The organism is Candidatus Poriferisodalis sp. (genome assembly GCF_965205175.1).
Classification (GTDB): Bacteria; Actinomycetota; Acidimicrobiia; order Acidimicrobiales; family Poriferisodalaceae; genus Poriferisodalis.
In genome coordinates this window covers 1,590,471-1,615,508 of record NZ_OZ242038.1, presented here as the reverse complement: position 1 = coordinate 1,615,508, position 25,038 = coordinate 1,590,471, and the positions used below count along the sequence as shown (strand labels likewise).

The 25,038-nt window shown below is 67.2% G+C and carries 21 protein-coding genes and 2 tRNA genes; 7 read left to right on the top strand and 16 right to left on the bottom strand.

The annotated features are described in order from the left end of the window. Nucleotides 1–2 precede the first annotated feature (2 nt). Together ACOGI4_RS07130 and clpX are read right to left on the bottom strand one after the other, a co-directional pair. Nucleotides 3–1,469 (bottom strand): bifunctional folylpolyglutamate synthase/dihydrofolate synthase, encoded by a 1,467-nt coding sequence (locus ACOGI4_RS07130; protein WP_419840989.1) that lies wholly within the window; start codon nt 1,467–1,469, stop codon nt 3–5. 25 nt (nt 1,470–1,494) lie between these two features. Continuing rightward, complete coding sequence (gene clpX, locus ACOGI4_RS07125; protein WP_419840988.1) at nt 1,495–2,760, bottom strand: ATP-dependent Clp protease ATP-binding subunit ClpX; 1,266 nt, start codon at nt 2,758–2,760, stop codon at nt 1,495–1,497. A gap of 279 nt (nt 2,761–3,039) precedes the next feature. On the opposite strand from clpX, the gene tig reads away from it, so the two are divergent. After that, nucleotides 3,040–4,575, top strand: coding sequence for a trigger factor (gene tig / locus ACOGI4_RS07120; protein WP_419840987.1), 1,536 nt, complete (start codon nt 3,040–3,042; stop codon nt 4,573–4,575). A 95-nt stretch (nt 4,576–4,670) separates the two neighbouring features. Continuing rightward, nucleotides 4,671–5,294, top strand: coding sequence for an ATP-dependent Clp protease proteolytic subunit (locus ACOGI4_RS07115; RefSeq protein ID WP_419843104.1), 624 nt, complete (start codon nt 4,671–4,673; stop codon nt 5,292–5,294). 50 nt (nt 5,295–5,344) lie between these two features. Here the strand turns inward: ACOGI4_RS07115 and ACOGI4_RS07110 are convergent. From ACOGI4_RS07110 to ACOGI4_RS07095, 4 genes are all read right to left on the bottom strand, one after another. Beyond that, nucleotides 5,345–5,416 (bottom strand) — tRNA-Gly (locus tag ACOGI4_RS07110). A 58-nt stretch (nt 5,417–5,474) separates the two neighbouring features. Beyond that, nucleotides 5,475–6,611 (bottom strand): glycine cleavage T C-terminal barrel domain-containing protein, encoded by a 1,137-nt coding sequence (locus ACOGI4_RS07105; RefSeq protein WP_419840986.1) that lies wholly within the window; start codon nt 6,609–6,611, stop codon nt 5,475–5,477. An 11-nt stretch (nt 6,612–6,622) separates the two neighbouring features. Then, nucleotides 6,623–7,567, bottom strand: coding sequence for an SDR family NAD(P)-dependent oxidoreductase (locus tag ACOGI4_RS07100; RefSeq protein WP_419843103.1), 945 nt, complete (start codon nt 7,565–7,567; stop codon nt 6,623–6,625). 22 nt (nt 7,568–7,589) lie between these two features. After that, a complete protein-coding gene (locus ACOGI4_RS07095; RefSeq protein ID WP_419840985.1) occupies nt 7,590–8,102 on the bottom strand; it encodes a VOC family protein in 513 nt (170 codons plus the stop codon). Nucleotides 8,103–8,141: 39 nt separating this feature from the next. Between ACOGI4_RS07095 and ACOGI4_RS07090 the strand changes: the two genes are divergently transcribed. Continuing rightward, entirely contained in the window at nt 8,142–9,644 is a 1,503-nt protein-coding gene (locus ACOGI4_RS07090; protein WP_419840984.1) for a CoA-acylating methylmalonate-semialdehyde dehydrogenase, read from the top strand. 26 nt (nt 9,645–9,670) lie between these two features. Here the strand turns inward: ACOGI4_RS07090 and ACOGI4_RS07085 are convergent, their stop codons facing one another. The 4 genes from ACOGI4_RS07085 to ACOGI4_RS07070 form a co-directional block, all read right to left on the bottom strand. Further along, entirely contained in the window at nt 9,671–10,921 is a 1,251-nt protein-coding gene (locus ACOGI4_RS07085) for an ATP-binding protein (RefSeq protein ID WP_419840983.1), read from the bottom strand. Between the two features lie 358 nt (nt 10,922–11,279). Then, a tRNA-Pro gene (locus ACOGI4_RS07080) sits at nt 11,280–11,353 on the bottom strand. A 255-nt stretch (nt 11,354–11,608) separates the two neighbouring features. Next, complete coding sequence (locus ACOGI4_RS07075; RefSeq protein ID WP_419840982.1) at nt 11,609–11,800, bottom strand: ferredoxin; 192 nt, start codon at nt 11,798–11,800, stop codon at nt 11,609–11,611. Between the two features lie 154 nt (nt 11,801–11,954). After that, nucleotides 11,955–12,245 (bottom strand): hypothetical protein, encoded by a 291-nt coding sequence (locus ACOGI4_RS07070; RefSeq protein WP_419840981.1) that lies wholly within the window; start codon nt 12,243–12,245, stop codon nt 11,955–11,957. Nucleotides 12,246–12,332: 87 nt separating this feature from the next. Between ACOGI4_RS07070 and ACOGI4_RS07065 the strand changes: the two genes are divergently transcribed. Continuing rightward, complete coding sequence (locus tag ACOGI4_RS07065; protein ID WP_419840980.1) at nt 12,333–13,616, top strand: acyl-CoA dehydrogenase family protein; 1,284 nt, start codon at nt 12,333–12,335, stop codon at nt 13,614–13,616. Nucleotides 13,617–13,650: 34 nt separating this feature from the next. Further along, complete coding sequence (locus ACOGI4_RS07060; protein WP_419840979.1) at nt 13,651–14,661, top strand: hypothetical protein; 1,011 nt, start codon at nt 13,651–13,653, stop codon at nt 14,659–14,661. A 154-nt stretch (nt 14,662–14,815) separates the two neighbouring features. On the opposite strand, the gene ACOGI4_RS07055 is transcribed toward ACOGI4_RS07060, so the two are convergent. The 5 genes from ACOGI4_RS07055 to ACOGI4_RS07035 form a co-directional block, all read right to left on the bottom strand. Continuing rightward, the gene (locus ACOGI4_RS07055) at nt 14,816–15,463 is read right to left on the bottom strand and encodes a hypothetical protein (RefSeq protein ID WP_419840978.1); all 648 of its coding nucleotides are present in this window, start codon (nt 15,461–15,463) and stop codon (nt 14,816–14,818) included. Nucleotides 15,464–15,630: 167 nt separating this feature from the next. Next, nucleotides 15,631–16,767 (bottom strand): carboxylate-amine ligase, encoded by a 1,137-nt coding sequence (locus ACOGI4_RS07050; RefSeq protein WP_419843102.1) that lies wholly within the window; start codon nt 16,765–16,767, stop codon nt 15,631–15,633. Nucleotides 16,768–16,807: 40 nt separating this feature from the next. Beyond that, nucleotides 16,808–17,587 (bottom strand): ribonuclease HII, encoded by a 780-nt coding sequence (locus ACOGI4_RS07045; RefSeq protein WP_419840977.1) that lies wholly within the window; start codon nt 17,585–17,587, stop codon nt 16,808–16,810. A 41-nt stretch (nt 17,588–17,628) separates the two neighbouring features. Beyond that, nucleotides 17,629–20,124 carry a hypothetical protein gene (locus tag ACOGI4_RS07040; protein ID WP_419840976.1) on the bottom strand — a complete coding sequence of 832 codons (2,496 nt, stop codon included), beginning with the start codon at nt 20,122–20,124 and terminating at the stop codon, nt 17,629–17,631. Nucleotides 20,125–20,685: 561 nt separating this feature from the next. After that, nucleotides 20,686–22,158, bottom strand: a complete 1,473-nt coding sequence (locus ACOGI4_RS07035; protein WP_419840975.1) for a fibronectin type III domain-containing protein — start codon at nt 22,156–22,158, stop codon at nt 20,686–20,688. A gap of 548 nt (nt 22,159–22,706) precedes the next feature. Here ACOGI4_RS07035 and cofC point away from each other — a divergent pair. Next, the gene (gene cofC / locus ACOGI4_RS07030) at nt 22,707–23,330 is read left to right on the top strand and encodes a 2-phospho-L-lactate guanylyltransferase (protein WP_419840974.1); all 624 of its coding nucleotides are present in this window, start codon (nt 22,707–22,709) and stop codon (nt 23,328–23,330) included. Continuing rightward, the gene (locus ACOGI4_RS07025) at nt 23,278–24,108 is read left to right on the top strand and encodes a PIG-L deacetylase family protein (protein ID WP_419840973.1); all 831 of its coding nucleotides are present in this window, start codon (nt 23,278–23,280) and stop codon (nt 24,106–24,108) included. The genes cofC and ACOGI4_RS07025 overlap by 53 nt, the downstream gene beginning before the upstream one ends. 109 nt (nt 24,109–24,217) lie before the next feature. Here ACOGI4_RS07025 and ACOGI4_RS07020 read toward each other — a convergent pair whose 3' ends face one another. Further along, a complete protein-coding gene (locus ACOGI4_RS07020; protein ID WP_419840972.1) occupies nt 24,218–24,949 on the bottom strand; it encodes an alanyl-tRNA editing protein in 732 nt (243 codons plus the stop codon). Nucleotides 24,950–25,038: the final 89 nt, after the last annotated feature.

The window sequence follows — 25,038 nt, the reverse complement described above, 5'->3', positions numbered from 1 at the left end:
GGCTAATCGGCACCTGCCCCAAGTGCTGCGCGGGCCTCCCCAGCGAGGTAGAGCGAGCCGGTCACTACCACGACCCCCCGCGGAGCTGCCCGATCCTGCGCCGTGGCCACGGCCTCGGCAACACCTGCAGCAGTGACGACGTCCGGCAGCGGCCGCCGACCGTCCGACTCGCTCACCTGCCTAGCAGCCTGCGCAACCACCGACGGCGACAGCGCGCGGGGCCAGTTCGCGGCGGTGGCGACCACCGCGTCGAACGATTCGAGTCCGAGCGCCTCGCAGAACGCGGCTGGATCGTGCGGAGCGTTCATGCCGATAACCAGCACGCTCGCCGCATCGACGCCAAGGGCGCCATCGGCACGGCGCCGCTCAGATCCCTCGGACTCAGCAGCTGCCAGTCCAGTGCCGGCTGGCCCACGAGCGGGCGGAGCAGCCTCGGGGAGCAGTGTTTCCGCCAACGTCGCTCGCAGCGCGGCGGCCCCGGCGCGATTGTGCGCTCCGTCGATGACGACCGTCGGCTGGCGCGCCGTGATCTCAAAGCGCGCCGGCAGCGAGAGCGAGTCGAGCGCAGCCGCGATCACCTCGTCGTTGAGTCTCCGGGCGAGGAATGCCTCGACCGAGCTGATGGCCGCGGCCACGTTGAGCGCCTGATGCGCGCCATGCAGGGGCACGAAGTGGTCGGCGTGCTCCCCGAACGGGGTCAGCACGGTCAACAGCTGGCCGCCGACAGCGGGTCGGCGCTGCGCGACATCCCAGGCGACACCGCGCTGCCACACGTCCGCCTCGGCCGCGGCCGCCGCGGCGCTCACGATGTCGAACAGCTCCGGGTCGGTCTCGCCGCACACCACGGTTGCCCCGGCGGAGATGATCCCCGCTTTCTCGTGGGCCACATCCGCCAACGTGGGCCCGATGATCTCCAGATGGTCGGAACTGACGTTGGTGATGACCGCTACCGCCGCGTCCACCACGTTCGTGGCGTCCCAGCGCCCGCCCATGCCGACTTCCATCACGTTGACATGCGCCGCGGAGGCAAACCAGTTGTAGGCAGCAGCGGCCATCACTTCGAAGTAGTTGGGCCGCTCGCCGCAGCGCTCGGTGACCAACGGCTCGATGACGGCGATCTCGCTGATGGCCTGCGCAAACGACTCGTCGTCGAGCGGCTCATTGGCCACCGTGATCCGGTCGTTCACCCGGTCGATGTGCGGCGAGGTGTAGCCGCCGGCCACGAGCCCGCACGCGCCCAGCAGTGCTCCGGTCAGCTGCGCCGTGCTGCCTTTGCCATTTGTGCCGGTGATGTGGATGGCCGGGACGCTGTCCTGCGGGTCGCCGAGCACTCCCATGAGCGTCCACATGCGGTCCAGCGTGGGCGGCTTCGCGTCGGGGCTGCCCAAGAGGCGCTCAAGGTCGATGTGATCGCTCAGCCAGTCGAGTGCGGACTGGTAGTCGCGCAGCGGTCCATCGGCCGCCGCCATCGGGCTTGGGGTCAAGGCGTGGTGCTCACGACGCGCGGCGGGTCACGGTGGCGCGGGGCACCAACGTCGGATTCACCTTGTCCAACACCACGTGCCGGTCGACGATGCAGCGAGCGACGTCGTCGCGGCTCGGCAACTCGTACATCAGACCCAGCAGCACCTCTTCGAGGATGGCGCGAAGGCCGCGTGCGCCCGTGTTGCGCAGCATCGCCTGATCCACAATCGCGTCGAGTGCGTCGGCGGTGAACTCGAGCTCCACGTCGTCGTACTCGAACATCCGGCGGTACTGACGCACCAACGCGTTCTTCGGCTCGGTGAGGATGCGTCGCAGCGCGTCACGGCCGAGCGAGTCCACCACGCCCACGACCGGGAGCCGACCGATGAACTCTGGTATCAGACCGAAGTGCCGCAGATCCTCGGGAAGCACGTTCGGCAGCACGTCGAGCGCCGAAGCGTCTGCGGCGTTGCGCAGCGTCGCGCCAAAGCCGACGCCGCGCTCGCCGACGCGATCGGCGATCATCCGCTCGAGTCCGTCGAATGCGCCCCCGCAGATGAACAGCACATTGCTGGTGTCGATTTGCAGAAACTCCTGATGCGGGTGCTTGCGGCCGCCTTGCGGGGGTACCGACGCCACCGTGCCCTCGAGGATCTTCAGCAGCGCCTGCTGGACGCCCTCACCCGAGACGTCCCGGGTGATCGAGGCGTTCTCGGCCTTGCGCGCGATCTTGTCGATCTCGTCGATGTAGACGATCCCCGTCTCGGCCCGCTTGACGTCGAAGTCCGCGGCCTGCAACAGCTTCAGCAGAATGTTCTCCACGTCCTCGCCGACGTAGCCGGCCTCGGTCAGCGCTGTCGCGTCGGCGATGGCGAACGGCACGTTGAGCATGCGAGCCAGCGTCTGGGCCATCATCGTCTTGCCGCAGCCAGTAGGGCCGATCAGCAAGATGTTCGACTTGGCGATCTCGACGTCCTCGACGACGCCCGGTCCGGAGCGTTCGAGGGCCATGCGCTTGTAGTGGTTGTAGACCGCCACCGACAGAATGGTCTTGGCGCGGTCCTGGTCGACGATGTAGTCGTCGAGAAACGCGAAGATCTCCCGTGGCTTGGGCACCGCCTCGAAGGACGTCTCCGGCGACCTCTCGACCTCGTCGTCGATGATCTCGTTGCACAGGTCGATGCACTCGTCGCAGATGTAGACGCCCGGGCCGGCGATGAGCTTGCGCACCTGCTTCTGCGACTTGCCGCAGAACGAGCACTTGAGCAGTTCGCCGCCTTCGCCGAACTTGGCCACGCCGCATCTGCCTCCTGTTGAGCCTTCGCTGAGCGCCTGTCGCAGCGAGCCGCTGGAGGCTCGCACCACATTCGCACAACAGCTGCTCGATTGCGTCCCGCTCGAGTCCTTCGGGAACCGAGCCGTTCGGGAACCAAGGCCCAAGGATGGCACAGCATGCACCGATCGGCGTGATCCTTCGCACAGCGCCGCGAGTTGGCGCTGACTGCCCGGGCAGTTGGGATGCGGGCAGTTGGGATACGGGGTGCCGTGCGGACGCGCCGGTAGGATCTGCGCTTCGTGAAGACGACGCTGACGCCGCTGGATCCAGCGGATTTCATCGGGCCCGCGCCGGTTTCCGAGCCTGCGGCGCCGCCCGCAGACGGCACGGCGGCTGCCTCTGACGCCCTCGACGGGCCGTCCGACGACCGAGAAAGCGACCGCGTCGAGAACGGCGCAGCCGACCGAACAGCCGCGCAGGAGCGGTTCGTCGGACCGCGCGTCAAGCTGGCCGTGGAGGTGGACGCCGAGACCTTCGATGCCGACGTCGACGTCGCCTTCCGCAAGCTCGCGCGCGAGGTGCGCATCCCCGGGTTCAGGCCCGGCCGCGCACCGCGTCGCGTGATGGAATCGCACTTCGGGCCGGAGTACGGCCGGGCCCAAGCGCTCGAGGACGCTGTACCCCGCTACTACGCCGAGGCGGTGCGGGACCACGGTCTCGACGTGATCAACCAGCCCGAGCTGGATCTCACGCTCGACGGCAGCGAAGGCCCTGTGGCGTTCGACGCCATTGTCGAAGTCCGGCCGCTGGTGAGCATCTCGGGCTACGAGCACCTGCGAATCGAGCTTCCCAGTCCCGTCCCGACCGAGGACGAGATCGATGCTCGAATCGACCAGACGCGCCGCCAGTTCGCCGACATCACCGAAGTCGACCGTCCCGCCGCTCCGGGTGATCGCGTCACCATCGACATCGAAGGCGCCGTGGAGGGCACACCGCTTCCCGGGCTCTCGGCTCAGGCGTACCTCTACGAGCTCGGCAGCGGCGGCATCGTGCCCGAGGTCGACGAGCAGCTGACTGGCTGCGAGGCCGGTGCCGAGCTGTCCTTCAGCGCACCGCATCCGGCGCAGCCAGACAAGGAGATCGACTTCGAGGTGGCTGTCAGCACCGTGTCGGAGTTGGTGCTGCCAGAGCTCACCGACGACTGGGCAGACGAGCACACCGAACACGACAGCGTGGCCGAACTGCGCGAGGCGACCGCACGCGAGCTGAGCGTCGGCCACATCATGCGCGCCAACATGGCACTGCGCGACGAAGCGCAGCGGCAGCTGGCCGAGCTCGTGGAAGGACCGGTGCCAGATGCCATGGTCAGCGGCGCAATCGCTGAGCGCATGTCCGAGCTGAGCAACGGGCTGCAGCAGCGCAATATGACCGTCGAGCAGTGGCTGGAGGCAACCGGTCAGGCACCAGCGTCGTTCATCTCTGAGCTGCGGGACGAAGCCGAACGTGGTGTCCGATTGGACCTCGCCCTGCGTGCCGTCGCGGCCGCCGAAGACGTGCAAGCCGACGACGAGGACATCAGCGCCGAGCTGGACCGCATGGCAGCAGCCGACGGCCGCAGCGCCGAACACCTGCGCGAGGCCTTGGCAGCAGCCGACGGCTTGGCGCACTTGACATCGGCGATTCGCAAGACCAAGGCGCTCCGCTGGGCCATTGCCGCCGCGACGCTCGTCGGACCCGATGGCGATGCTCTCGAGCGCTCGGCGCTCGAACTTCCTGCAACCCAAGACGCGCAATCCGACGACGCTCGATCCGACGACATAGGGGACACACCGTGAACGTCGACTTCACTGCCATCTCGCACAACGCTCTCCGCAGCGGGGCTCAGCGCGCCGCGCCGCGCCGTGCCGACAGCTACTCGGCCCGCAACTCCTTGGCCCGCAGCTACCTGGTGCCGACGGTCGTTGAGCAGACCAACCGAGGCGAGCGCGCGTACGACCTCTACTCCCGGCTGCTCAAGGAGAACATCATCTTCTTGGGCACACCGATCGATGACGTCGTAGCCAACTTGGTGTGCGCGCAGCTGATCCACCTCGAATCGGAGAACCCCGACAAGGACATCAACATCTACATCAACTCGCCCGGCGGTGACATCAGCTCGCTGTTCGCCATCTACGACACCAGCCAGTACATCCGCAACGACATCACCACCATCTGTCTGGGGCAAGCGGCGTCGGCGGCAGCCGTGCTGCTCGCTGCGGGCACGCCCGGCAAGCGGATGGCGCTGCCCAATGCGCGAGTGCTGCTGCATCAGCCCTACGGACGAGCCATGGGTCAAGCGACCGACATCGAGCTGGCGGCCCGCGAAATCGACCGGATGCGTGAGCGGCTCGAGCGCATCATCGCGCAGCACACCGGCCAAGACCTGGAGCGCATCCATGCTGACACGGACCGCGACTTCATCATGGATGCCGAAGCCGCCAAGGACTACGGCATCATCGACGAAGTGATCGCCAACCGCCAAGCGCTTGAGGACGGACCGATTCGGGCGGCCTAGCCGAAGGGTGGCCCAAACAAAGGTTGGCCTAGGCGCAGGGTGGCCACGCGAGCGGACGACGGGAATCGAACCCGCATCATCAGCTTGGAAGGCTGAGGTTCTGGCCATTGAACTACGTCCGCGGCGAACGCCGAGCGTAATGGCGCACCAGCCCAGGCCCAGCGGCCCGGTCCGGACTGCTCAGGTCGAACGGCTCAGGTCGAACGGCAGCGAGGTGGTGGTTGCTGTGCGATCGGCGTCGTCGAGGTTCACGCGCAGCTCGATGCCGGGCTCGAACCACGGCGGTGACAGCAGCGCGAGGCCGAGGTTTGCGCCGAAGCGCGGTGATCGGGTCAGCGCCCGCAAGGTGCCGACCGGAGATCCGTCACGGCTTCGCACCGTCTGGGGCGATCTCAGCGGTGCCGGCGGTTCGCCGTCGACCACTAGCCCCACGAGGCGGCGCTGAGTACCCGAAGCTCGCCTCGCCAGCAAGGCCTCTTTGCCGATGAAGTCGTGACCCGGCACGTCGCCGTCGCAGTCTCCCAAGCTGACGAACCGCCCGATGCCCGCTTCGTCGGGGTCGGTCTCAGGATCGGTGTCACCGCCGAAGGAGAGCAGGAAGCTCTCGATGCGTTCCGGCTGCGTCGGCGCCCCGACCCGCAGACCGAACGGCTCGCCTGCCTCCCAGAGCAGGTCCCACAGCTGCTCGCCCTTCGTGCCGTCGGTCAAGAACAGCTCGAAGCCGCCTTGGCCGCTCCAGCCCGAGCGGCACACCACCAGGGGGATGCCGTCGTGAACGTGCCGCACAAACCTGAAGAAACCGATGCCTCGCACCCAGTCGCCCAGCGCTGCGGCGACCACGTCCTCGCCAAGTGGGCCTTGGATCGCCAGCGGCCAGACGTCGGGTTCGGTCACCTCTACGTCGAAGGCGCCTTCACCTGCGACGGCACGGGTCCACAGCAGCACATCGCTGTCGGCAATCGAGAGCCAGAACGTCGCCTCCTCAAGGCGCAGCGCCATCGGGTCGTTGATCAAGCGACCGTCGTGATCGCACATCGGCGCGTAGCGGGCCACCCCCACCGGCAGATCGCGCAGGTCACGAGCACACAGGTAGGTGATCAAGCGGTGCGCATCGGGACCTGCGATCTGCACCTGCCGCTCGCAGCCGACATCCCAGATCGCTGCCGCTTCGGTGAGGGCGCGGTACTCCGCTGCGGGATCGTCGGTGCCGATCGGCAGGACCGTGTGGTTGTACACCATTGCCTTGGTCATGCCCGCAGCCACCGCGCGTTCGGTGAACGGGGTGGTCTTGGTCCGCGGTCCGACGACGAGCTCCACCGGACGGCTGGCTAGCGCCCGAAAGCCGCCAGGTGCCCGGCCTGATGGATCGACTCGAAGAACTCCGGCCTGTAGGCCGCCTCGGGGTCGGCTCGCACCCGCTCGTCGATCAGGCAGGCGTCGTCGCCGACCAGAATGCGCCAGCTGCCCGCCAGCACCTCGGCGATGATGATCTCCGCTGCCTGCGCAGCCGACGTCGGCGCGTCGTCACGGAACCGTGTGTTGCGGTCTCGAATCAGCGCCTCGATCTCCTCATCGCTGAAGCTGTCGAGGTCAACGCCTCTCGCCTGCATGTTCTTGCGGATGAGCGGAATGTCGGTCCCGTGGGTAGACAAGCTGTTCAGCGCGATGGAGGTCCCGATGTGCCCGGGCATCACCACGTGCGCACTGACATGCGGTGCATGCAACGCCAAGTCCTGCATCAGCGCTTCGGTGAAGCCCTTGACGGCGAACTTCGCCGCGCAGTACGCGGTATGGGGAAAACCCGGGCCGACGGTCGCCCAGAAGCCGTTGATGCTGCTGGTGTTGACCATCGCACCGCCGTCGGAGCGCACGAGCATGTCCATGAAGGCCCGGGCGCAGTTGAGCACGCCGTTCCAGCACACCTCGAAGGTCGTGTCCCAAGCCTCGCGCTGATCGTCGACAACGAAGCTGCCGCCCCCGCCGATACCGGCATTGTTGAACAGCAGATTGATGTGATCAGTGTCGTGCTGTGCGGCAACCTGCGCCGCGAACGCTGACACGGCGGCCGCGTCGGCTACGTCGCAAGGGTGCGCAGTGACACGTGGGCCGCCGGTGCCGGTGCTAGCCGACGCAACCGTGTGTGCCAGTTCATCGGTGTTGAGATCGCACGCTGCAACATGGCAGCCGGCAGCGGCCAGCCGGCGCACCAGCTCACGTCCCATGCCGGTGCCGCCGCCGGTGACCACCGCGATGCGTCCCGCGAGTTCGTTCACTGCCATCGCGCTGCTCCCCCGCTCACGCCTGCGGTGGCCCTTCGGCAAACGCCTCGGCTGCTGCAGCGTCCATCTCCTCCGGCGAGACGTCTCGCACGTGCGTCGAGATGGACCACTTGTGCCCGAACGGGTCGCGGATGCTGCCGAACCGATCGCCCCAGAACGTGTCGTCCACCGGCATGAGCACTTGCGCGCCGAGCTCCACGGCTGCTGCGATGGTCGCGTCACAGTCTTCGACGTAGCGATGCAGCGTGACGGTCGAACCTCCGACAGCGGCCGGAGCAGAGTTCTCCCCCGACCACTCCGGGAAGTCGTCGGCCAAGAACAGCAAGCCGTCGCCGAACATCAGCTCCGCGTGCATCAGCTTGTCGCCCCCCGGCACTGCTTGGCGATACATCTCCTGAGCACCGAACGCTGCGGTGTACCACTCGATGGCGTCGGCTGCGCCGCCAGGCGAGCCGTCGGTGCGCTCGCCGATGGTCAGATACGGCACGACGTACGGCCGGTCACCCGGAATTGCTTGTACCTCAGACATCACGTGGACCCTAGCTGTAAGTTGGACCGGCAGGGAGGCATGGCCATGAGACAGATCGATCACTGGATCGGAGGCGAACAGCGGCGAGGATCCCCGCAGTCGATGTTCGAGGTGACCGACCCGGTCACCGGCGCCGTCATCGCCGAAGTCCCGATGGCCTCGCCGGGCGACGTGGACGCTGCGATCGGTACCGCTCGCTCGGCTTGGCCGCAGTGGCGTGAGGCCTCCCTGTCAACCCGCGCCGCGGTGATGTTCGCGTTCCGGGAGCTGCTCGAGCAGCACCGGCTGGAACTGGCCGAGACGATCAGCGCCGAGCACGGCAAGGTGCGTGCAGACGCGCTCGGCGAGCTGCGACGAGGCGTCGAAGTGGTGGAGTTCGCCTGCGGTGTCGGCCAGCTGCTCAAGGGCGAGCGCACCGACGACATCAGCTCGCAGCACGACGCGTACACGGTGCGCCAGCCGGTGGGTGTGGTGGCGGGCATAACGCCGTTCAACTTCCCGGCGATGGTGCCTATGTGGATGTTCCCGGTGGCGATCGCGTGCGGCAACAGCTTCGTGCTGAAGCCGTCGGAGAAGGACCCGTCGGTGTCGGTGCGCATCGGCCAGCTGTTCGCCGAAGCGGGGCTGCCGGACGGCGTGTTCAACGTGCTGCACGGCGACGCCGATGCCGTGAACGCCTTGTGCGAGCATCCCGGCATCGACGCCGTGAGCTTCGTGGGCTCGACGCCGATTGCTCGCCACGTGCATCGCACGGCGTCGTTGGCAGGCAAGCGCGTGCAGGCACTCGGCGGTGCCAAGAACCACATGATCGTGCTGCCCGACGCCGACATCGGCCAAGCAGCGGACGCGGCGGTGTCGGCCGGGTACGGATCGGCCGGCGAGCGCTGCATGGCGATCTCGGTCGTGGTGGCGGTGGGCGCCATCGGCGACGAGCTGTGCGAGGCGATCTGCCGGCGGATCGATGCGCTGCGCATCGGACCTGGACTCGGCACCGAACCGGTCGACATGGGCCCGCTGGTGACCGCCGAGCACCGCGACCGGGTGCTCAGCTACATCGACCTTGGCGAATCCGAGGGTGCCGCGCTGCGCAGGGACGGCCGCGGGTTCACCGTGGACGCTCACCCCGGCGGCTTCTGGGTCGGGCCGACGTTGCTCGACGACGTCACCGCCGACATGAAGGTCTACGAGGACGAGATCTTCGGCCCAGTGCTGTGCCTCGTGCGCGTGGACTCGTTCGACGAGGCAATGGAACTCGTCGAGAACAACCAGTTCGGCAATGGCGTGGCCCTGTTCACACGTGACGGCGGCGCTGCCCGGCGGTTCCGGCGGGAGGCACCCGTCGGGATGGTCGGCGTGAACGTGGCCATTCCGGTGCCGATGGCCTACCACTCCTTCGGAGGCTGGAAGGACTCGCTGTTCGGCGACCACCACATGCACGGCCCCGAGGGCGTCCGCTTCTGCACCCGGCTCAAGGCCGTCACCGAGCACTGGCCCGACCCCGCGGACCGCGGCGTCGACTTGGGCTTCCCCACCGCCCGCTGAACGCTCCTGCACCTGCCCGCATCACGTCACGGGCCGAGCGCGGTAATCGGCACGACGGCGATGCCGTCGGGGCGACGGTAGCCCGAGCCCACGGCGGTGAGCACCACCAAGTCTGCCGGCGTGCCGACAGACTGCTCCGAGACCTTCGCCGCCAACGCCAGCAGCGACTGAGCCGCTTGTTCGATGGCATCCTCCCCGCCGAGCTTGACCTCGGCCGCGAGCCATTCGCCGCTCGGCCGTTCGACGATGGCATCGACTTCGAGGCTGTCGCTGTCGCGGTAATGCGAGAGCCAGCCGCGGCTGCGTTGCGCGTAGACGCGTAGATCGCGCATGACGAGCGCCTCAAAGAGCAATCCGAAGGTCGGGAGATCTGCTCGCAGCCGCTGGGGTGTCGCGCCCAGCGCAGCGACTGCCAACGACGGATCGGCGAGGTGACGCTTGGGTGCCTGGCGCAGTCGCGCTCTCGAACAGAGCTGTGCCGACCACGCCGGAATGTCCTCCACCACGAAGACTCGTTCCAGCGCATCCAAGTACGCCCCGACCGTACGAGGGTCGAGCGGCGCTCCGGCACCCGCATCCTTGGCGAGCGTCAGCGCAGACGCCTCCGTCGAAACGTTGCGAGCCAGCGACCGCAGCAGCCGCGCCAAGCCGGCAGGGCTGCGCCGCGTGCCGAGTTGGGGAACATCGGCGCGGCATATCTCCCGGAGATACCCATCGGCGAAATCCAACGCCGCATCGAGATCGAAGTCGATGCTGGCGGGCCAGCCGCCTCGGCATGTGGCCTCAATGACCTCGCCGAGCTGTGGCGGCTGCGACTCGATGTAGCCGGTTGCTGCATCGAACAGATCGTCCAGGCTGATCTCGCCCGACGACAACCCCGTCTCGTACGACGACATCGTGCGCATCCGAACTCGCCGCACCCGACCTGCACCCGTGTGACGCGTCACGTCGTCTGCAGGACTCGCCGAACCAGTGAGGATGAAGCGCCCCGGACCATCGCCTTCGTCGGCTGCGGCCCTCATCTGGTTCCAAATCCCGGGTGCAAGCTGCCATTCGTCCAACAGCCGGGGCTCTGCGCCGCTGAGCACGCCGGCAGGGTCGATCTGCGCGCCGAGGCGCGCACCGGCATCACTGCCGAAGAGCACTTCGCTGCGTGCGTGCTCGCGGCCGGTCCGGGTCTTGCCGCAGCCCCGCGGCCCTTCGAGCACCACGGCCGGCATCGAACGCAGGGCCATGGCGATCTCAGCGTCGACCACGCGGGGCAGATACTCGTTCACCCTCGTCTACCTTCCCGCAGCACTCCCACCGCGCGGCCGAGTCAGGCGCGCTCCGCGTTCAATGCAACAAGTGCAGGAGCATCAATGTAGCAAAAGCAGCAATGGTGATGTATCAGATACAGGGCATCGAATGAACCGGATGCATCAGTCCTGATGCGCAGCTCCGGTGCTCCGCGCTGCCGCGGAGGTCTCAGACCGCGTGACGCTGCCGCCTCCCGCTGCCTCACCCCGCGGTTATCGCGGCCCGGGCGCGGTGACCTGGTACGACGGCGATGCCGTCGCGGGTCTCGAACGCCGGCCAAAAGTCTCCAAGTCCGTGAGCAGACCGTGAGGCGTGGCGCGGCAGGGGCGCCGGCGGTCGGGAAGGCGGGATTTGAACCCACGACCCCCTGCTCCCAAAGCAGGTGCGCTACCAAGCTGCGCCACTTCCCGGTTTTGATTTGGCCGATTGTGATGTGGCCGATTCTGATGTGGCCGATTCTGATGTCGTCTGGCCCGGCCCGACCTGGTCTGCTTGGGCCTGGCCGATGAGGTCTGACTGATGGGGTCTGGTCAATTGGGCCTGGCCGATTGGGTCTGGCTGGCAGCCGTCGCCTCAGACTCCTGCCGACGCGCGATCGTACCGATCGCAGCCCTTCAGGTCACCGATGCGCGTTCGCGCGCCTGCCGGCACCGCGAGCCGGCGGCTCAGTCGTCGACCGCGATGACCTGCGTGGGGCAGCTCGCCGCCGCTGTTCGCACAGCGCCGTGGTGCTCGGCGCCCGGACGGTCGTCAAGCAGATTCACGAGACCGTCGTCGCCCACCTCGAAGACGCCCGGCGCGATCATCTCGCACGAGCCGCTGCCGATGCACTTGTCGACGTCGATGGTGATCTTCACTTCGCCTCCCGTTCGCCCGACGGCCACATGGCCAGACCCGGACCCAGTGTCTATCTGAACCCAGCGCTGCTTTCGCGCCTCGTTCAGACCCGTCCAACTCGAACCCGGACGGAGACGCTCGTGCGCCCGAGTCCCACCGCAGCCGCGCCTGTCGCTACCGGTAGTGAGCAAACAGCTCTTCGATGAGCTCAGCGATGCCGTCGGAGGTGTGCCCCCGAGAGATGTCGATCGTGGCCACGTTGCCGTACACGTGTACGTGATCCACGCCGCCGCGCCGGAACAGGCGCCATGCCAGCAGGTCGGCCGGGTCCTCAGCGCTGGCGGCATCCTCTGCGCAGTTGTAGTACCGGTGGCCTGCGCCCGTCAGCGGGCGATTGGTCTCGAACTGCACCGTGCCCGCGCGGACGGTCGACGGTCGCTCTGCTACTCGAACGGGCTGCCCCATGTCCGATGAGCGTAGCCGGCTGAGCGGGTAGCTTGGAATCGGTCGCATCCGAAGACGAACCGCTCCCGCAACACACAGGAGACCGACATGGCCGCTGCCGACACTGCCGAGATCACCGAGCAGCAGTTCGCTGCTGAGGCGCTGGAGTTCTTGGAGGCCCATGCAACACGCAAGGCCGAGCGGCGCGAGTTCGTGTGGGGCGAGGGACCCGACAACGCGGCGCTGTTCGAGGAGATCGACCGCGAACGCGAACAACAGGAACTGGACGCGGCCAAGCAGTGGCGGGCCGAGAAGTACGACGCCGGCTACGGCTGGATCAGCGGTCCGACCGAGCTGGGCGGCAGCGGCTTGCCCCGCAAGTTCGAACGTGTCTGGGGTCAGCTCGAGAGCCAGTTCGACACGCCCGACGGCGGCTTCTTCGGCATCGGCTTGGGCATGGTGGCACCCACCATCCTGGCGCACGCCCGTCCGGAGGTGTCCGCAGAGGTGCTGCCCCAGATGTACCGGGCCGACATCGTGGGCTGCCAGCTGTTCTCCGAGCCAGGTGCCGGCTCGGACCTCGCCAGCCTGCAGATGCGAGCTGAGCGCGATGGCGAGGAGTGGATCCTCAACGGCCAGAAGGTGTGGACGTCGGGCGCGCACTACTCCGACATCGGCGAGGTGATCGCGCGTTCGGACTTCGATCTGCCCAAGCACCAAGGGCTGACGGGGTTCCTCGTGGACATGAAGGCCCCTGGCGTGGACGTGCGGCCGCTGCGGCAGATGACCGGCGGGGCCAACTTCAACGAGGTGTACTTCAACGATGTACGCGTGCCGGACTCGCACCGCCTGGGCGACGTGAACCAAGGCTGGGGCGTGGCGCTCACGACACTGATGAACGAGCGTGCCGCGATCGGCAGCGGCACCGGAGGCGGCACCGGCGGGGGCAGCTTCACCAAGCTGTCGGCCATGGCCGCTCACTACGGGGTTGCCGGCGACGCCTTGACTCGCCAGAAGCTCGCCGAGATCTACACCCACGGCAAAGTCCTGGCATGGTCCAACCAGCGCACGATGGACGCGCTGCGCTCCGGCAAGACCCCGGGTCCGGAGATGTCGCTGTCCAAGATGGGCCTGATACGCCAGATGAACGCCACCAGCGAGTTTGTTGCCGACACGATCGGCCCCAGACTGGTGGCGGACTCCGGCGAATGGGGGACATTCTCGTGGGCGGGCTACGTGCTGGGCTTCCCGGCCATGCGAATCGCAGGCGGCTCCGACGAGGTCATGCGCAACATCGTCGGCGAACGCGTGCTGGGGCTGCCCAAGGAGCCGGGCATCGACACCACCAGCCCGTTCCGCGAGCTGAAGGTCGGTACCCAGCGGGCCGCCTGACGCGGCCGAGGGCGGCACCGGCGCAAGCTTCGGCATGACCAACAGATTCCTGGCCGGTGTCGCGTTCTCGGCTCTGGTGATGTCGGTGTTGGCGCTCTTCGTGGCGTTGAGCGCAACCGATGACGACGCGAATCCGTCGGCCGTGACCGACGTCGCGACCACGAGCACCTCCGGAGTCGCTGCGAATGCCGGTGAGGCACGAGCAGCACCAGTGACCGGCGGCGGACCGGACCCGACGGCCGCGGCGTCGCAGCCGCGGGTCACAGCCGACGCTGCGCCCGTGTCCGCACCGATGCCGACGGCAGCTGCGCCGACCACGACCGCTGAGGCATTGCCGGGCGCGCCTGGCGCATTCGGTCCGTCAGCCGGCTCGCGACTCGGCGTGGTCGGCGTCCGCTACGACGACTGGCTCAATATGCGCGACGTGCCCAATGGCGAGGTCGTCGCGACACTGGCAATCCGCTTGGCACTCGGCGGCGCTGATCTGGGCATGAGCAGCATCGTCGTCGGCGACGCAGCCAACGAGCGAACGCTGGCAGAGCTCAGCATCGACGGAGTCATCGCGACAGGCCGCACACGCAATCTGGCCACGAGCACGTGGCACGAGATCCAAGCTGGCCCAGTCACCGGCTGGGCCAGCTCCAACTACTTGGCACCGCTGTCGCCCGAAACCCGCAACAGCATCACCGCACAGGTTGTCGCCGATCTCGACGGTTCGACGACCGCCGCGACACTGACCGAGCTGGTGGACCGGGTCGTCGCAACCATCGCCTCAAGCGAGCCGCGGTCGCGGGTCCGCGTCGTCTCGGCACCGGGTGCATTCGAGGGCGTCGCAGAAGTGGCTGTCGACGTTGTCGGGCAGCCCGACGATTCGGTGCGGGGCTACCGCTTGCTGATCGATGCCCAGACAGCCGGCGACTGGATGGACGCATCGCTCAACGGCGACATCGCCACCGACGCCGGCCCCTACACGCTGCAAAGCGTGCTGGCGACGCCGTTGTGCTACAGCCACCGCGGCCTCAGCGAGAACAACACCTGCAACTGAGCGCCACACCGCGCAGATGCAACTACTTGAAATCGAAGAAAAAGTCAGAATTGTGTTGTATCGCAAACTGCGATTCGAATCGCCCGAATGCCGTGCGCCCTATGGTCAACACTAGGTTGACAATAGGCTCGTGCCCGGCTCATCTGTTTGAAGATCAGGCGGGCTGAGGCTCAGCGGCGGGCTGCAAGTCAAGATGATCTTCAACGCGAACGAGACGCATCTCTACACCGCCGACTCGTACTGTCAGATCGGCTATTTCCCGAGTGAGATGGTCAATTCTCTCAGTCTGACGATCGATTCGTGCAGTCTGACGGCCAATATCCTGCTTGAGTGCACCCACATCCTGCTTGACTGCGGCGACATCCCGCTTGACTGCGGCGACATCCTGCTTGAGCACAGCGACATCCCGCTCAAGCACACCCACATCCTGCTTGAGCACACCCACATCCTGCTTGAGCACACCCACATCCTGCTTGAGCACACCCACATCCTGCTTGAGCACACCCACATCCTGCTTGAGCACACCCACATCCTGCATGACTGCAGCGATGTTCTCTTTCACTACGGCCATGTCACCCCTGACCTCATGTATCTGGCCGTGAAGATCCTTCTTGACCTCGCGTATCTCGCTGCGAAGGTCTCTCTTGACATCCGCAATTTCGATTCTGAGTTCCGCACGCAGCCCGTCAATCTTGTCGTTCAGCGCGTCGAATCGAGCGGCCGTACCGCGCCCCTGCCACAGCATGCCAAGCAGCGCCACCACAACTGCTACCGCCATGGTCATCAAGGCTGTATCCTGCACAAAACTCAATGTATCGCGGTGTCGCGTGCGGTGTCAACGAGATATTCGGCTCGCGCCGCTCGGGTGCTACCTGCTAGCAGACGAGCGCACCGGTGTGGCCGCGCTGTGCTGACCGGCGCCGCGCATCGCGCGGACAGCGAACCGGGCGCAGCGTCGTCGGGGCTGGGTCAGGCATCGGGTGGGGCGAGGGTGTGCTCGATGAGGTGCTGCACCACCTCCACGAGTGCCTCGTCGTGGCTTGCTCCTTGGTCCAGCGCTGCTTGGTACACCGTGCGCTGATGGCTCGCTGAGGTGCCGCGCTCTGCGATGGTGCGCAGGTGGCGGATCTCAGGCACACAGCCGAGCGCCTCGGCATCAGGGCTCACCAGCTCGACCAGCTCGTCCACCAAGTGCTCGCAGGACACCAGCGTGCCCTTGCCCAAGTCGATCAGCGAACCGCCGACGCCGTATCGCTCGGCACGCCACAGGTTCTCGCCGATCAGGAAGTTCGCGTAATCGCGCCAACGCTGGTTTGCTCGCCGCAGCCGCCACAGCATCCGCAACAAGCAGACGTATGCCGCCGCGATGGCCACCGTGTCCTCCATCCGAGTCGGCAGGTCGGTGACCCGCATCTCCAGCGTCGGGTAGCGCTCCGAGGGCCGGATGTCCCACCACACCTTGGAAGTGTCGTCAATGATGCCGGCGTTCACCAGCACGTCGACATGGCGCCGGAACTCCGCCCAGGAATCGAACTTCGGCGGCAGGCCGGTGCGCGGCAGCGTCTTGTACACCGCGGACCGGTAGCTGGCGAGTCCTGTGTCGCGGCCCATCCAGTACGGAGACGAGGCCGACAGCGCCAGCAGGTGAGGCAAGAAGTAGGTCACTTGGTTCATCAGGTCGATCCGCAGCTCAGGATCTTCAATGCCCACATGGACATGGAGCCCTGAAATGATGAACTGGCGTGTGACGTCTTGGAGGTCCTCAGCGATGGCCCGATAGCGGTCCTTGTCGGTGACCTCGAGTCCGTCGGGTCTGGCGAACGGATGGGAGGACGCCGCGATCGGCGCAAGCCCATGCTCTGCGGCTGCTTCGGTGACCGCGAGCCTCAGCAAGCCGATGTCGCCTCGCAGGTGCTTCATGTCACGGCAGATGCCGGTGCCGATCTCGATCTGCGCGCTGAAGAACTCTGGACTCACGAGACCATGACGCAGTTCCGCGACCCGCTCGATGAGCCCAGGCGGCTGCGCGAACACCAGCGCGCCGCTGTCACGTTCGACGAGGAGGTACTCCTCCTCGATGCCTATGGTCCAACTCGGTTCGTCGATCACGCTCGGTGATTGTGCCACAGCGGCCACTCGAAGCGCGTCAGAACAGCGTCGTGCCCGTTGGCGCACTGGCCTGCGCGTAGGTTGCCAGCGCCGCTTCGGAGTCGCCGTGTGCTGGGCTCGGGACTGGCTCGGCATCGGGCAGCGATTCGGCAAACGCCCAGCTGAGCCGGTGAATCGCACACGGTCCGTGGGTGGCCAGCGCTGCGCGGTGGACCGGTGCCGGGTAGCCCTTGTTGGACTCGAATCGGTAGGGAGGGAAATCGGCCGCCAGCACGGCCATGATGCGGTCCCGCACCACCTTGGCCATGATCGAAGCTGCCGCTATGGACAGGCAGCGTCGGTCTCCCTGCACGAGGGCCTTGCTGGGGCGCCAGTTCACGAAGTTGACGTTGCCGTCGAGCAGCACCCGATCCGGCGCCACCGGCAACAGGTCCAAGGCCCGCCGGGTGGCGAGGCGAAGCGCTTCGGTCATGCCGACCTGGTCACATTCCGCAGGGGTGGCGTGGCCCACCGACCAGGCTCGGGCCCACCGGTCGATGCGGCCGAAGAGCTGCTTGCGCACATGGGGGCGCAGTTGTTTGGAATCGCGGATGCCGTTCACGCGGCCGTGCGGCGCGACAACAGCCGCGCCGACCGTCAGCGGCCCGGCCCAAGCACCGCGTCCTACCTCGTCCACACCGACGACCGTCGTCTCGCCCGCTTCCCAGCAGCTCCGCTCAAATGAGAGGCTCGGCCGCGATGTCATCGGGCCGAAGCTAGCGCCCACCCCGAATGCGCTCTTGCAATTTGACTCGATGACGACCTCGGTGTTCGACATGGCCGCCGCGGTCTGCCGGCACGGTGCCGGCCTCGACAGCGCTAGGCGGGCAGTGGCGCCAGCAAGGTCTCGCCCTGCCAGCCGGTCGCGGTGAACGATCGGTCCAGTCCCGGCGCCGTGACTGCAAGCGCAACTGCGCCTGAGTCATCTCCGTCGGGGTCGTCTCGACGATGAGGCACCACCTCCCACAGCAGCGCTGGCCGCTCGCCGTGCCAGCGCACGGCCCACGACACTGAGCCGATGCGTGTCGGAACGTCATGCACCTCGACTGGCTGACCCAGCCATGCCGCCGGCCAATGCGCGGCCAGCCGCAGTTCGGCCGGGTTGTTCGTGGAATCGCTGTCGGCCACGCCGCGATCTGGCACATCGACCAGCAATCGCAACAGCGTCCGCACGAACAGTCCGCCCACGGTGAGGTCGTGGCCCGTCCCGTTGGTGCCTGTCCGCAGGCTTGGGTGCAGAAACGTAGGCCAGTTCAACGTCGGCGACGCCACCGAGACCATGGCCTCGAGTCGCCCGAAGGCACGAGCCGGTGCCGGTCGAACCTCCGCGAACGCCAGGAGCGCTGTGGCCACCATGTCGTTGCCGCGTGACACCTCAATGTCCGGCACGAAGTCGTCCGGCGTGCCTACAGCCGGCTCGGACCTCACGAAGGGCAACGGCGGCGCCCAGGGCACTGCTGCGCAGATCCACAGTCCGGTGTCGTGGCGTTCCCAATCCCATGGCTGAGTCGGACCCGAGATCCACGGTTGAGGCGGGCGTTCCCATGGCAGCTGGCCCCATCTGTCGCGGTACGCCGTCGAAGATCCCGGGGCAGCTCCGACATCGGTGCGCAGCAACTCCGGCAGCGACATCGCCGCGCGACCAAGCGCATGCGCCGCACGATCTGCGCCGAGCCGCAACAGCAGCCGGTAGCCGGCACGCAGGCCCTCGCGGATAGTCCACGGTTCTTCCCGCTCGGCTGCGCTTCGCTCAACGAGCCAACGTGCGGCCGACGCCACGAACTCCCCGAGGGCGTGCGCGAAGGCAGGATCGGGCTGCAGCGTCAGCAAATGTTCAACGAGCACGAGCGACGTGCCGGTCACCGAGACGCCCATAGCAGTGGTTTCGCCCCGAGGACTCTGCGCCTGAGCCTGACGCAACAGGAGGTCCCGAACCTGATCGGCCATGCCCGACTCCACAAGTGCGGACAGCTGCACGAGGTCGTCGCCGGGCTGCATGAGGTCCACATCCAACGCCGACGCGAGCATCGGTCCCGCGACGCCTGCGCCGTCGTCGAAGGGAGCGGTCGAGAGCAGCTGTGCGGCGCGGGCGCTGAGCGCTGCGGCAGCAAGCCGACCGCTGGGCAGCTCCAGCCTGCAGCCGGCGTTGACGCGCTTTCGCCAGCCGCTGGCCACACGGTCCAAGCCCGGAACGGCTGCCAGCACAGCACCGCCCAGCGCAGGGCTGGCGGAGTCATCCCAGTCGAACGCGGTGCCGCGCTCGACGACAGCGACGCGCAACGTCGCTCCAGACACCAAGGGAAATACCGCGGCAGCATTGGCCAAGTGCTGCGAACACTCGACCGAAACGGCCGCAGGCGCGGATGGCGACGCTTGCAGCGGATCGACGGACAGGTCTCCTGCCGCGGCGCCGGTGGGGCCCGAGCAGGTCCGCGCCGCGTGGGGGTGGGTCATTGCCGCACTGTCGGCAGCCGCGAGCATCGCAGCACAGTCGGCGCCTGCGTTGGCCATCACGATGTCGCCCGGCGCACGATCAAAGATGACCGTGACACGGCCAAGTGCATGACGAAAGCCGTCATCGAGCGTCATCACTTGGCCAGCTGCGGAGATCTGGTCAATCCCCCACACCGCCGACCATTCCCAGAAGTCGCCATGGACATGTTGCCAAGCACCGAAATTGAACGGCCGCGCAGCCAGCGCAACGGCCATGGGGGCTGCCGTGCGATTAGCGATCTCGATGATGAACACTTCCGGAACGGCGTTCGCTCGCGCGTCGGGTGCCACACGGTTCGGCTGCCGGGCCGTGCGACGGGGGGCGGACGGCGCGAGGCTGTGTCGCCGGCCCCACCATTTTGGCCCCGATTGCTGCACCGGCCGCTGTCTGACGTGGCGCACAGCGTCATCAAGCTGCACGGCAGTGCCTCGGGCCGCCGCAACCCGGTGCGTGACATCGCCGCCGCCGACCCGCACGACGGTCTCCACCACTGGCATCCCCTCGACCAAGCGCTGGCGGACCGTCGGCTCGCGCGAGGGGTAGATCCACTCCTCGCCCACCCGCAGCCACCAATCCAGTGACCACCTTCTCCACACCGTCAAACCCCGTGGGTCAACAGCAGCTCTGTCGAGCGTCTCAGGCCGTCCGACCGTCGTCCATGAGCGCCCGAGCGTGTTGGCAAGGATGGTGTCGCTGACCTGGTGCTCACCGCGCCAGTACTGCACCTCGCTCGGTGCAGGTGCGTAGGCCGCCGAAGCCGGGTCCAACTGGCGCTCAGCCCACCACGGCCGCACCCATTCGTCGAGTGGTTCGCTCAGCACCGTTTCGTCCTTGCCGAATTGGTCAGGGTATCTGTGTATCTGTCGAAGTCTGAGATGGGTCGAACTGCGCGTGGCCGTGACAATGTTGCGTCCGGGCGGAGTGTGGGCAGGGGCCTCCGTGCTCAAACAGCTGCGACGTCATTGCTGAACGCTGGAGGTTGCTGGCGTCGCTGTGGCTGGTGGCTGTGTTGTGTCCGGGCGGATTGCGGGCAGGAGCTGCTGGGTCGAACTGCGCATGGCCGTGTCAGCGTCAAGCCCGGGCGGAGCGTGGGCAGGGGCCTCCGTGCTCAAACAGCTGCGACGCATCTGTTGAACGCGCGGGGTGCGTGGCGTCGCAGAACTGCGCGCGGAGGCCCCTGCCCACACCCCGCCCTCGTTGTGGAGATCACTCACCGCACGCAACGGGCGATGCCCAGTACCCGCGGCCTGCCTGCCCGCGCTCCGCCCTGGTTGGCGAGATCATTCGCCGGCCGCTCGTCGGAGGCTCGCAGCGGTGGTGGCGGCGACCTGTCGAGCTTTGGGCTGCGGCTGCCGCGCGGCCGGCGCAGCCGACCACTGCGCCTACGGGGCTTTGGTCCACCAGAAGACGCGGCGTATCGCAGACCAGCGTTTGCAGGTCTCCGAATAGGCCACGACGCTTGCCCGCAGCCGATAGCCGGCACCCGCTGCGTGGCCGGTGAGACTCACGGTGCGAGCCAGCGTCGGGCCAGCGGACTCGAAGGTGCCCGCCCCGACGCGTTCACCGGTGGTCACATTGCGCACCTCATAGGCATAACGAACGGTCTTCACCCAATGCGGCACACCCGCACGGGTGTACGCGCAACGCACATCACGCTGCACATCCGGCGCGGCAGCGGGCTTGGCCCAGGTGACCGTCACCCGACCCGGCTTGCCGGTGTCCACTTTCAGTTCCTGCACCGGCATCGGGCTCATCAACGGACGCCTCGGCGGAACCGGCGGCCTGCCCGCCGCGGTCACAGCGAACGCGCGCGTCGCCGGCGGCGAGAAGCTCCAACACACAGCGCTGTACGCCAGCACCTCCGCTGTGTAGCTCACCCCGGGGGTGAGGCCGGTCACCAGCCAGCTCGTCACGCCTGAGAGCACCAGCGACTCCGCCACCACACGCCCCCCACCCGACCCGCCGCCACGAGACTGTTCGCGGACACGCACCAAGAACCCCGACGCCCCACAGGCACCGCCGCCCGGCACCGACCACGACACCAGCAGCACACCGCCGCCGGACTCGACGCGCACACCCGACGGCTGCCACGGCCTGCCCGACACCGCCACACCACCCGATCCAGAACCTCCCGAACCGCCGGAGCCGCCGCCTCCGCCTGAACCCCCACCGCCGCCCGAGCCTCCACCCGACGCAGGCCGCGGCGCCGCCGTCGTCGTGCTGGTCGTCGCAGCAGTCGTCGTAGTCGTAGTGGTCGTCGTGGTCGGCGATGTCGTAGTGGTTGTCGTAGTCGTAGTCGGCGGCGCCGTTGTCGTAGTGGTCGTCGTGGTCGGCGATGTCGTAGTGGTTGTCGTAGTCGATGTGGTTGTCGTAGTGGGTGCGTTGGTGCCGTCGTCGTCGATGATCTCTAGCATCGCCCCGCCCCTCACCACAAAACCACCGTCGTGCGGGTACAAGTACACCACCTCGTACTTGTTCTCCTGCGTGACGTCGCCCCGCACACGAAACACCAAAGAACCCTCCGTCTGGCCTTCAGGCACCGTGATCGTCCGCCCGTTCGGCCAACACACATCCGCGTCTGCCGCAGACGGCGCCGAACACGACGTCGCAGCGTAATTCGTGTTCTCCTTCGATGCCGTCGGCGCACCCGTGTTGCCCGCATGCACCGACACCGTCAACACCCGGTCCCCCGCCGGCGCCGCAGACGGCAGCGTCACCGACAACGTCACATCCGTGGTACCCGCATTGCCTTCAGCCACCGACGCAGGCGCCAACGACACCGCAATCAGATTGCTCGACGTCCTCGCCGTGCCGTAATACAACGACGACTGCGTACCGGGCCCATTCGCGTTCACCGCCCGCACCTTCACAATAACCCGCCCCGACGCTGGCACCGTGAACGACGTCGTGGACGCACTTGAACCAGCCACGTCCAGCCACGCTGTCGAATCCCGCACCGCCGCAAACGCATTGCTTCCGGAGTCGGGGCCGATCACGTACTGAAACTTCGTGATCGACGGATCCCCCTGATTCGGCACAAAGACTTGCAGACCACCCGAAGACGGCACCAACCACATATGCGTCAAGGTCGCAGGCACCGAACCCTGGGCGGACACACCCGACGGCATGACAACCACCACCGACACCGACACCACTACCCCAAGCAGCCCCCAAACCCAACCACGCCGACCACCCCGAGCCGCGAGACACGCAGCACGCCGCCGCTCAACTACCCAATGACCCCCCCCCCCCGCAGACGGCTCATCAGATTCGCGACACGAGCACAACCCGACATCAAGCACAGCTCCCAGCCAGCAGCAATCTCGGCCGAGACTACCCCTGTCACATCACCTCGGCTCATCAACGAGGCTTCTGACACTCACGAAGCGTACACTCGCCGCGGGTGACTGGATCGAACCTCACCGCTGTCACGCCTACGGTGCTCATTCCCGTGAAGGGCTTCAGCTACGCCAAAGGTCGGCTTGCAGACCGCCTCAGCGAACAGGCTCGCTCCGAGCTGGCCCGATCGATGGCAACCCGGGTAGTGCAGGCGGCCGGCTCGCTGCCGCTGCGGATCGTGTGCAACGACCGCGAAGTAGAAGCCTGGGCCCGCGCGCTCGGCGCAAAGGTGCTCCAGATTGCTGCCGACGGACTGAATCCGGCAGTCTCGGCTGCAGTGGCAGCGCTCGAAGCCGCTGCAGGCCCCGCCGACAGTCCCGGCCACGTGCTCATCGCGCACGCCGACTTGCCGCTTGCAGACACCTTGACCGGACTTGCCGAATCGGGCACCGTCACCATCGTCCCTGATCGGCACCTCGACGGCACCAACGTCTTGTCGCTGCCGCTCGGCACCGGCTTCCAGTTTCGCTACGGGCCGGGTTCGTTCACCGCCCACTGCGAAGAGGCCATGCGCTGCGGCTTGGACCTGCGCGTGCGCCGCATTGCCGCCCTCGCCGTTGACGTCGACACGCCAGATGACTTGGATGCTGCAGGCCTCTCCCTGCCCGTCGCTGCGGATGCTTCCTGAGGCCGAGTCGGTGCCACCGGACTCCGCGAGCACGCTCACACCCGCATACATGCGCACCGTGGACCTGCCCGCGCCGGCCTCGGCACTGGTCATCGCGGCCCACCCCGACGATGCGGAGTTCAACTGCGGAGCGACGCTGGCCAAGTGGGCCGCCACGGGTGCCGTCATCCACTACTTGATCTGCACCGACGGTGCCAAGGGCGCGTGGGACCCTGACTGCGATCAAGCCGAGTTGGTGCGAACACGCCAGATCGAGCAACGTGCCGCCGCTGGTGCCCTCGGCGCAAGGGGCGAAGTGTGCTTCGGCAATCACGTCGACGGGGAACTCGACAGTGACCTGAGGACTCGCGCCGAAGTCACACAAGTCATCCGACGGCTGCGGCCTGCTGTGGTGCTGGGCCACGATCCGTGGAAGCGGTATCGGCTCCATCCCGATCATCGGCACGCGGGACTCCTCGCCGTCGAAGGCGTGGTTGCCGCACGCGATCCGTTCTTCTTTCCGGAACAGGGCCTCGCGCCGCACCGCCCCGACGAGCTGCTGCTGTTCGAAGCGGACGAGCCCGACCACGCGGAAGATGTCGACGGCTGGACCGGCACCAAGACCGCTGCTCTGCTGTGTCACCGCAGCCAGTACGTCACCACGCACGGCATCTCCGACCCCAGCGATGCCGCCGGAGAGCAGCGTTTCGCCGACTGGGTGGAGGCGGTAGCCGCGGCAAGCGGCCAGCAGGCCGGACTGCTTTGCGCGGAGCTGTTCAAGCGCATCGACGGGGTGTGAGCGCCCCAGCTGGGCGGTCGCCGCTCGCAGGCCCAATCTGGCTGACTCGCACAGCCCGAGCAACGCCTCGCTGCGTTCCGAACGACAACGAGCACCGCGACGTGGCAGGTCAAGCGTCGTGAAGCACCATCCGCACCCGCTTGTTGCCTGTGCCCTTCGACTCGGTCTTGGTGATCTCGAAGCGCCCAACGGCGCCGGTCGATGCGACATGAGTGCCGCCGTCGGCCTGACGGTCGAGACCGACGATGTCGACCACTCGAATGCTGGTGACCGATTCCGGGATCAAGTTCACCTTGGTGCGGATCAGCTCAGGATCAGCCAGCGCGGCAGACCGGTCCAAGAAGCTCACTTCGATCGGCCGGTCAGCGGCGATCTCGGCGTTCACCAGCTCGGTGACGCGCGCCGCGAAATCGTCGGGCAACGGACCGAACTCGAAGTCCATCCGAGCCGACAGCGGTGCCATGTTTCCGCCGGTCACCGGCACGCCCCACTCGTTCCAGATCACGCCGCACAAGATGTGCAGCGCCGTATGGGTGCGCATGAGCTGCAGTCGCCGGTCCCAGTCGATGGTTCCGGTCACAGCCGTGCCCGGCTGCGGCGGCTCGGAGTCCACCCGATGCCAGATGAGGCTGCCTTCCTTGCGGACATCGCTCACCAGCCAACGGTTGCCGCTGGAGTCGGCGAGCTCGCCGACATCGTGGGGCTGCCCGCCGCCAGTGGCGTAGAAGACGGTGCTCTCGAGCGCCACAGCGTCAGCTCGCGCCGCGATCACCGTCGCATCGGCGCGGCGTCGGTAGGCGTCGCGCAGATAGATCTGATCGGTCGTGTAGTCCATCGACATGGCCGAAGACCATAGGTGCCCGCCACCTGTGGTGAGCTGCGCGTGTGCCGGCACAGCCAGAACCTTCACTGCCGCAACATGTTCGGCGG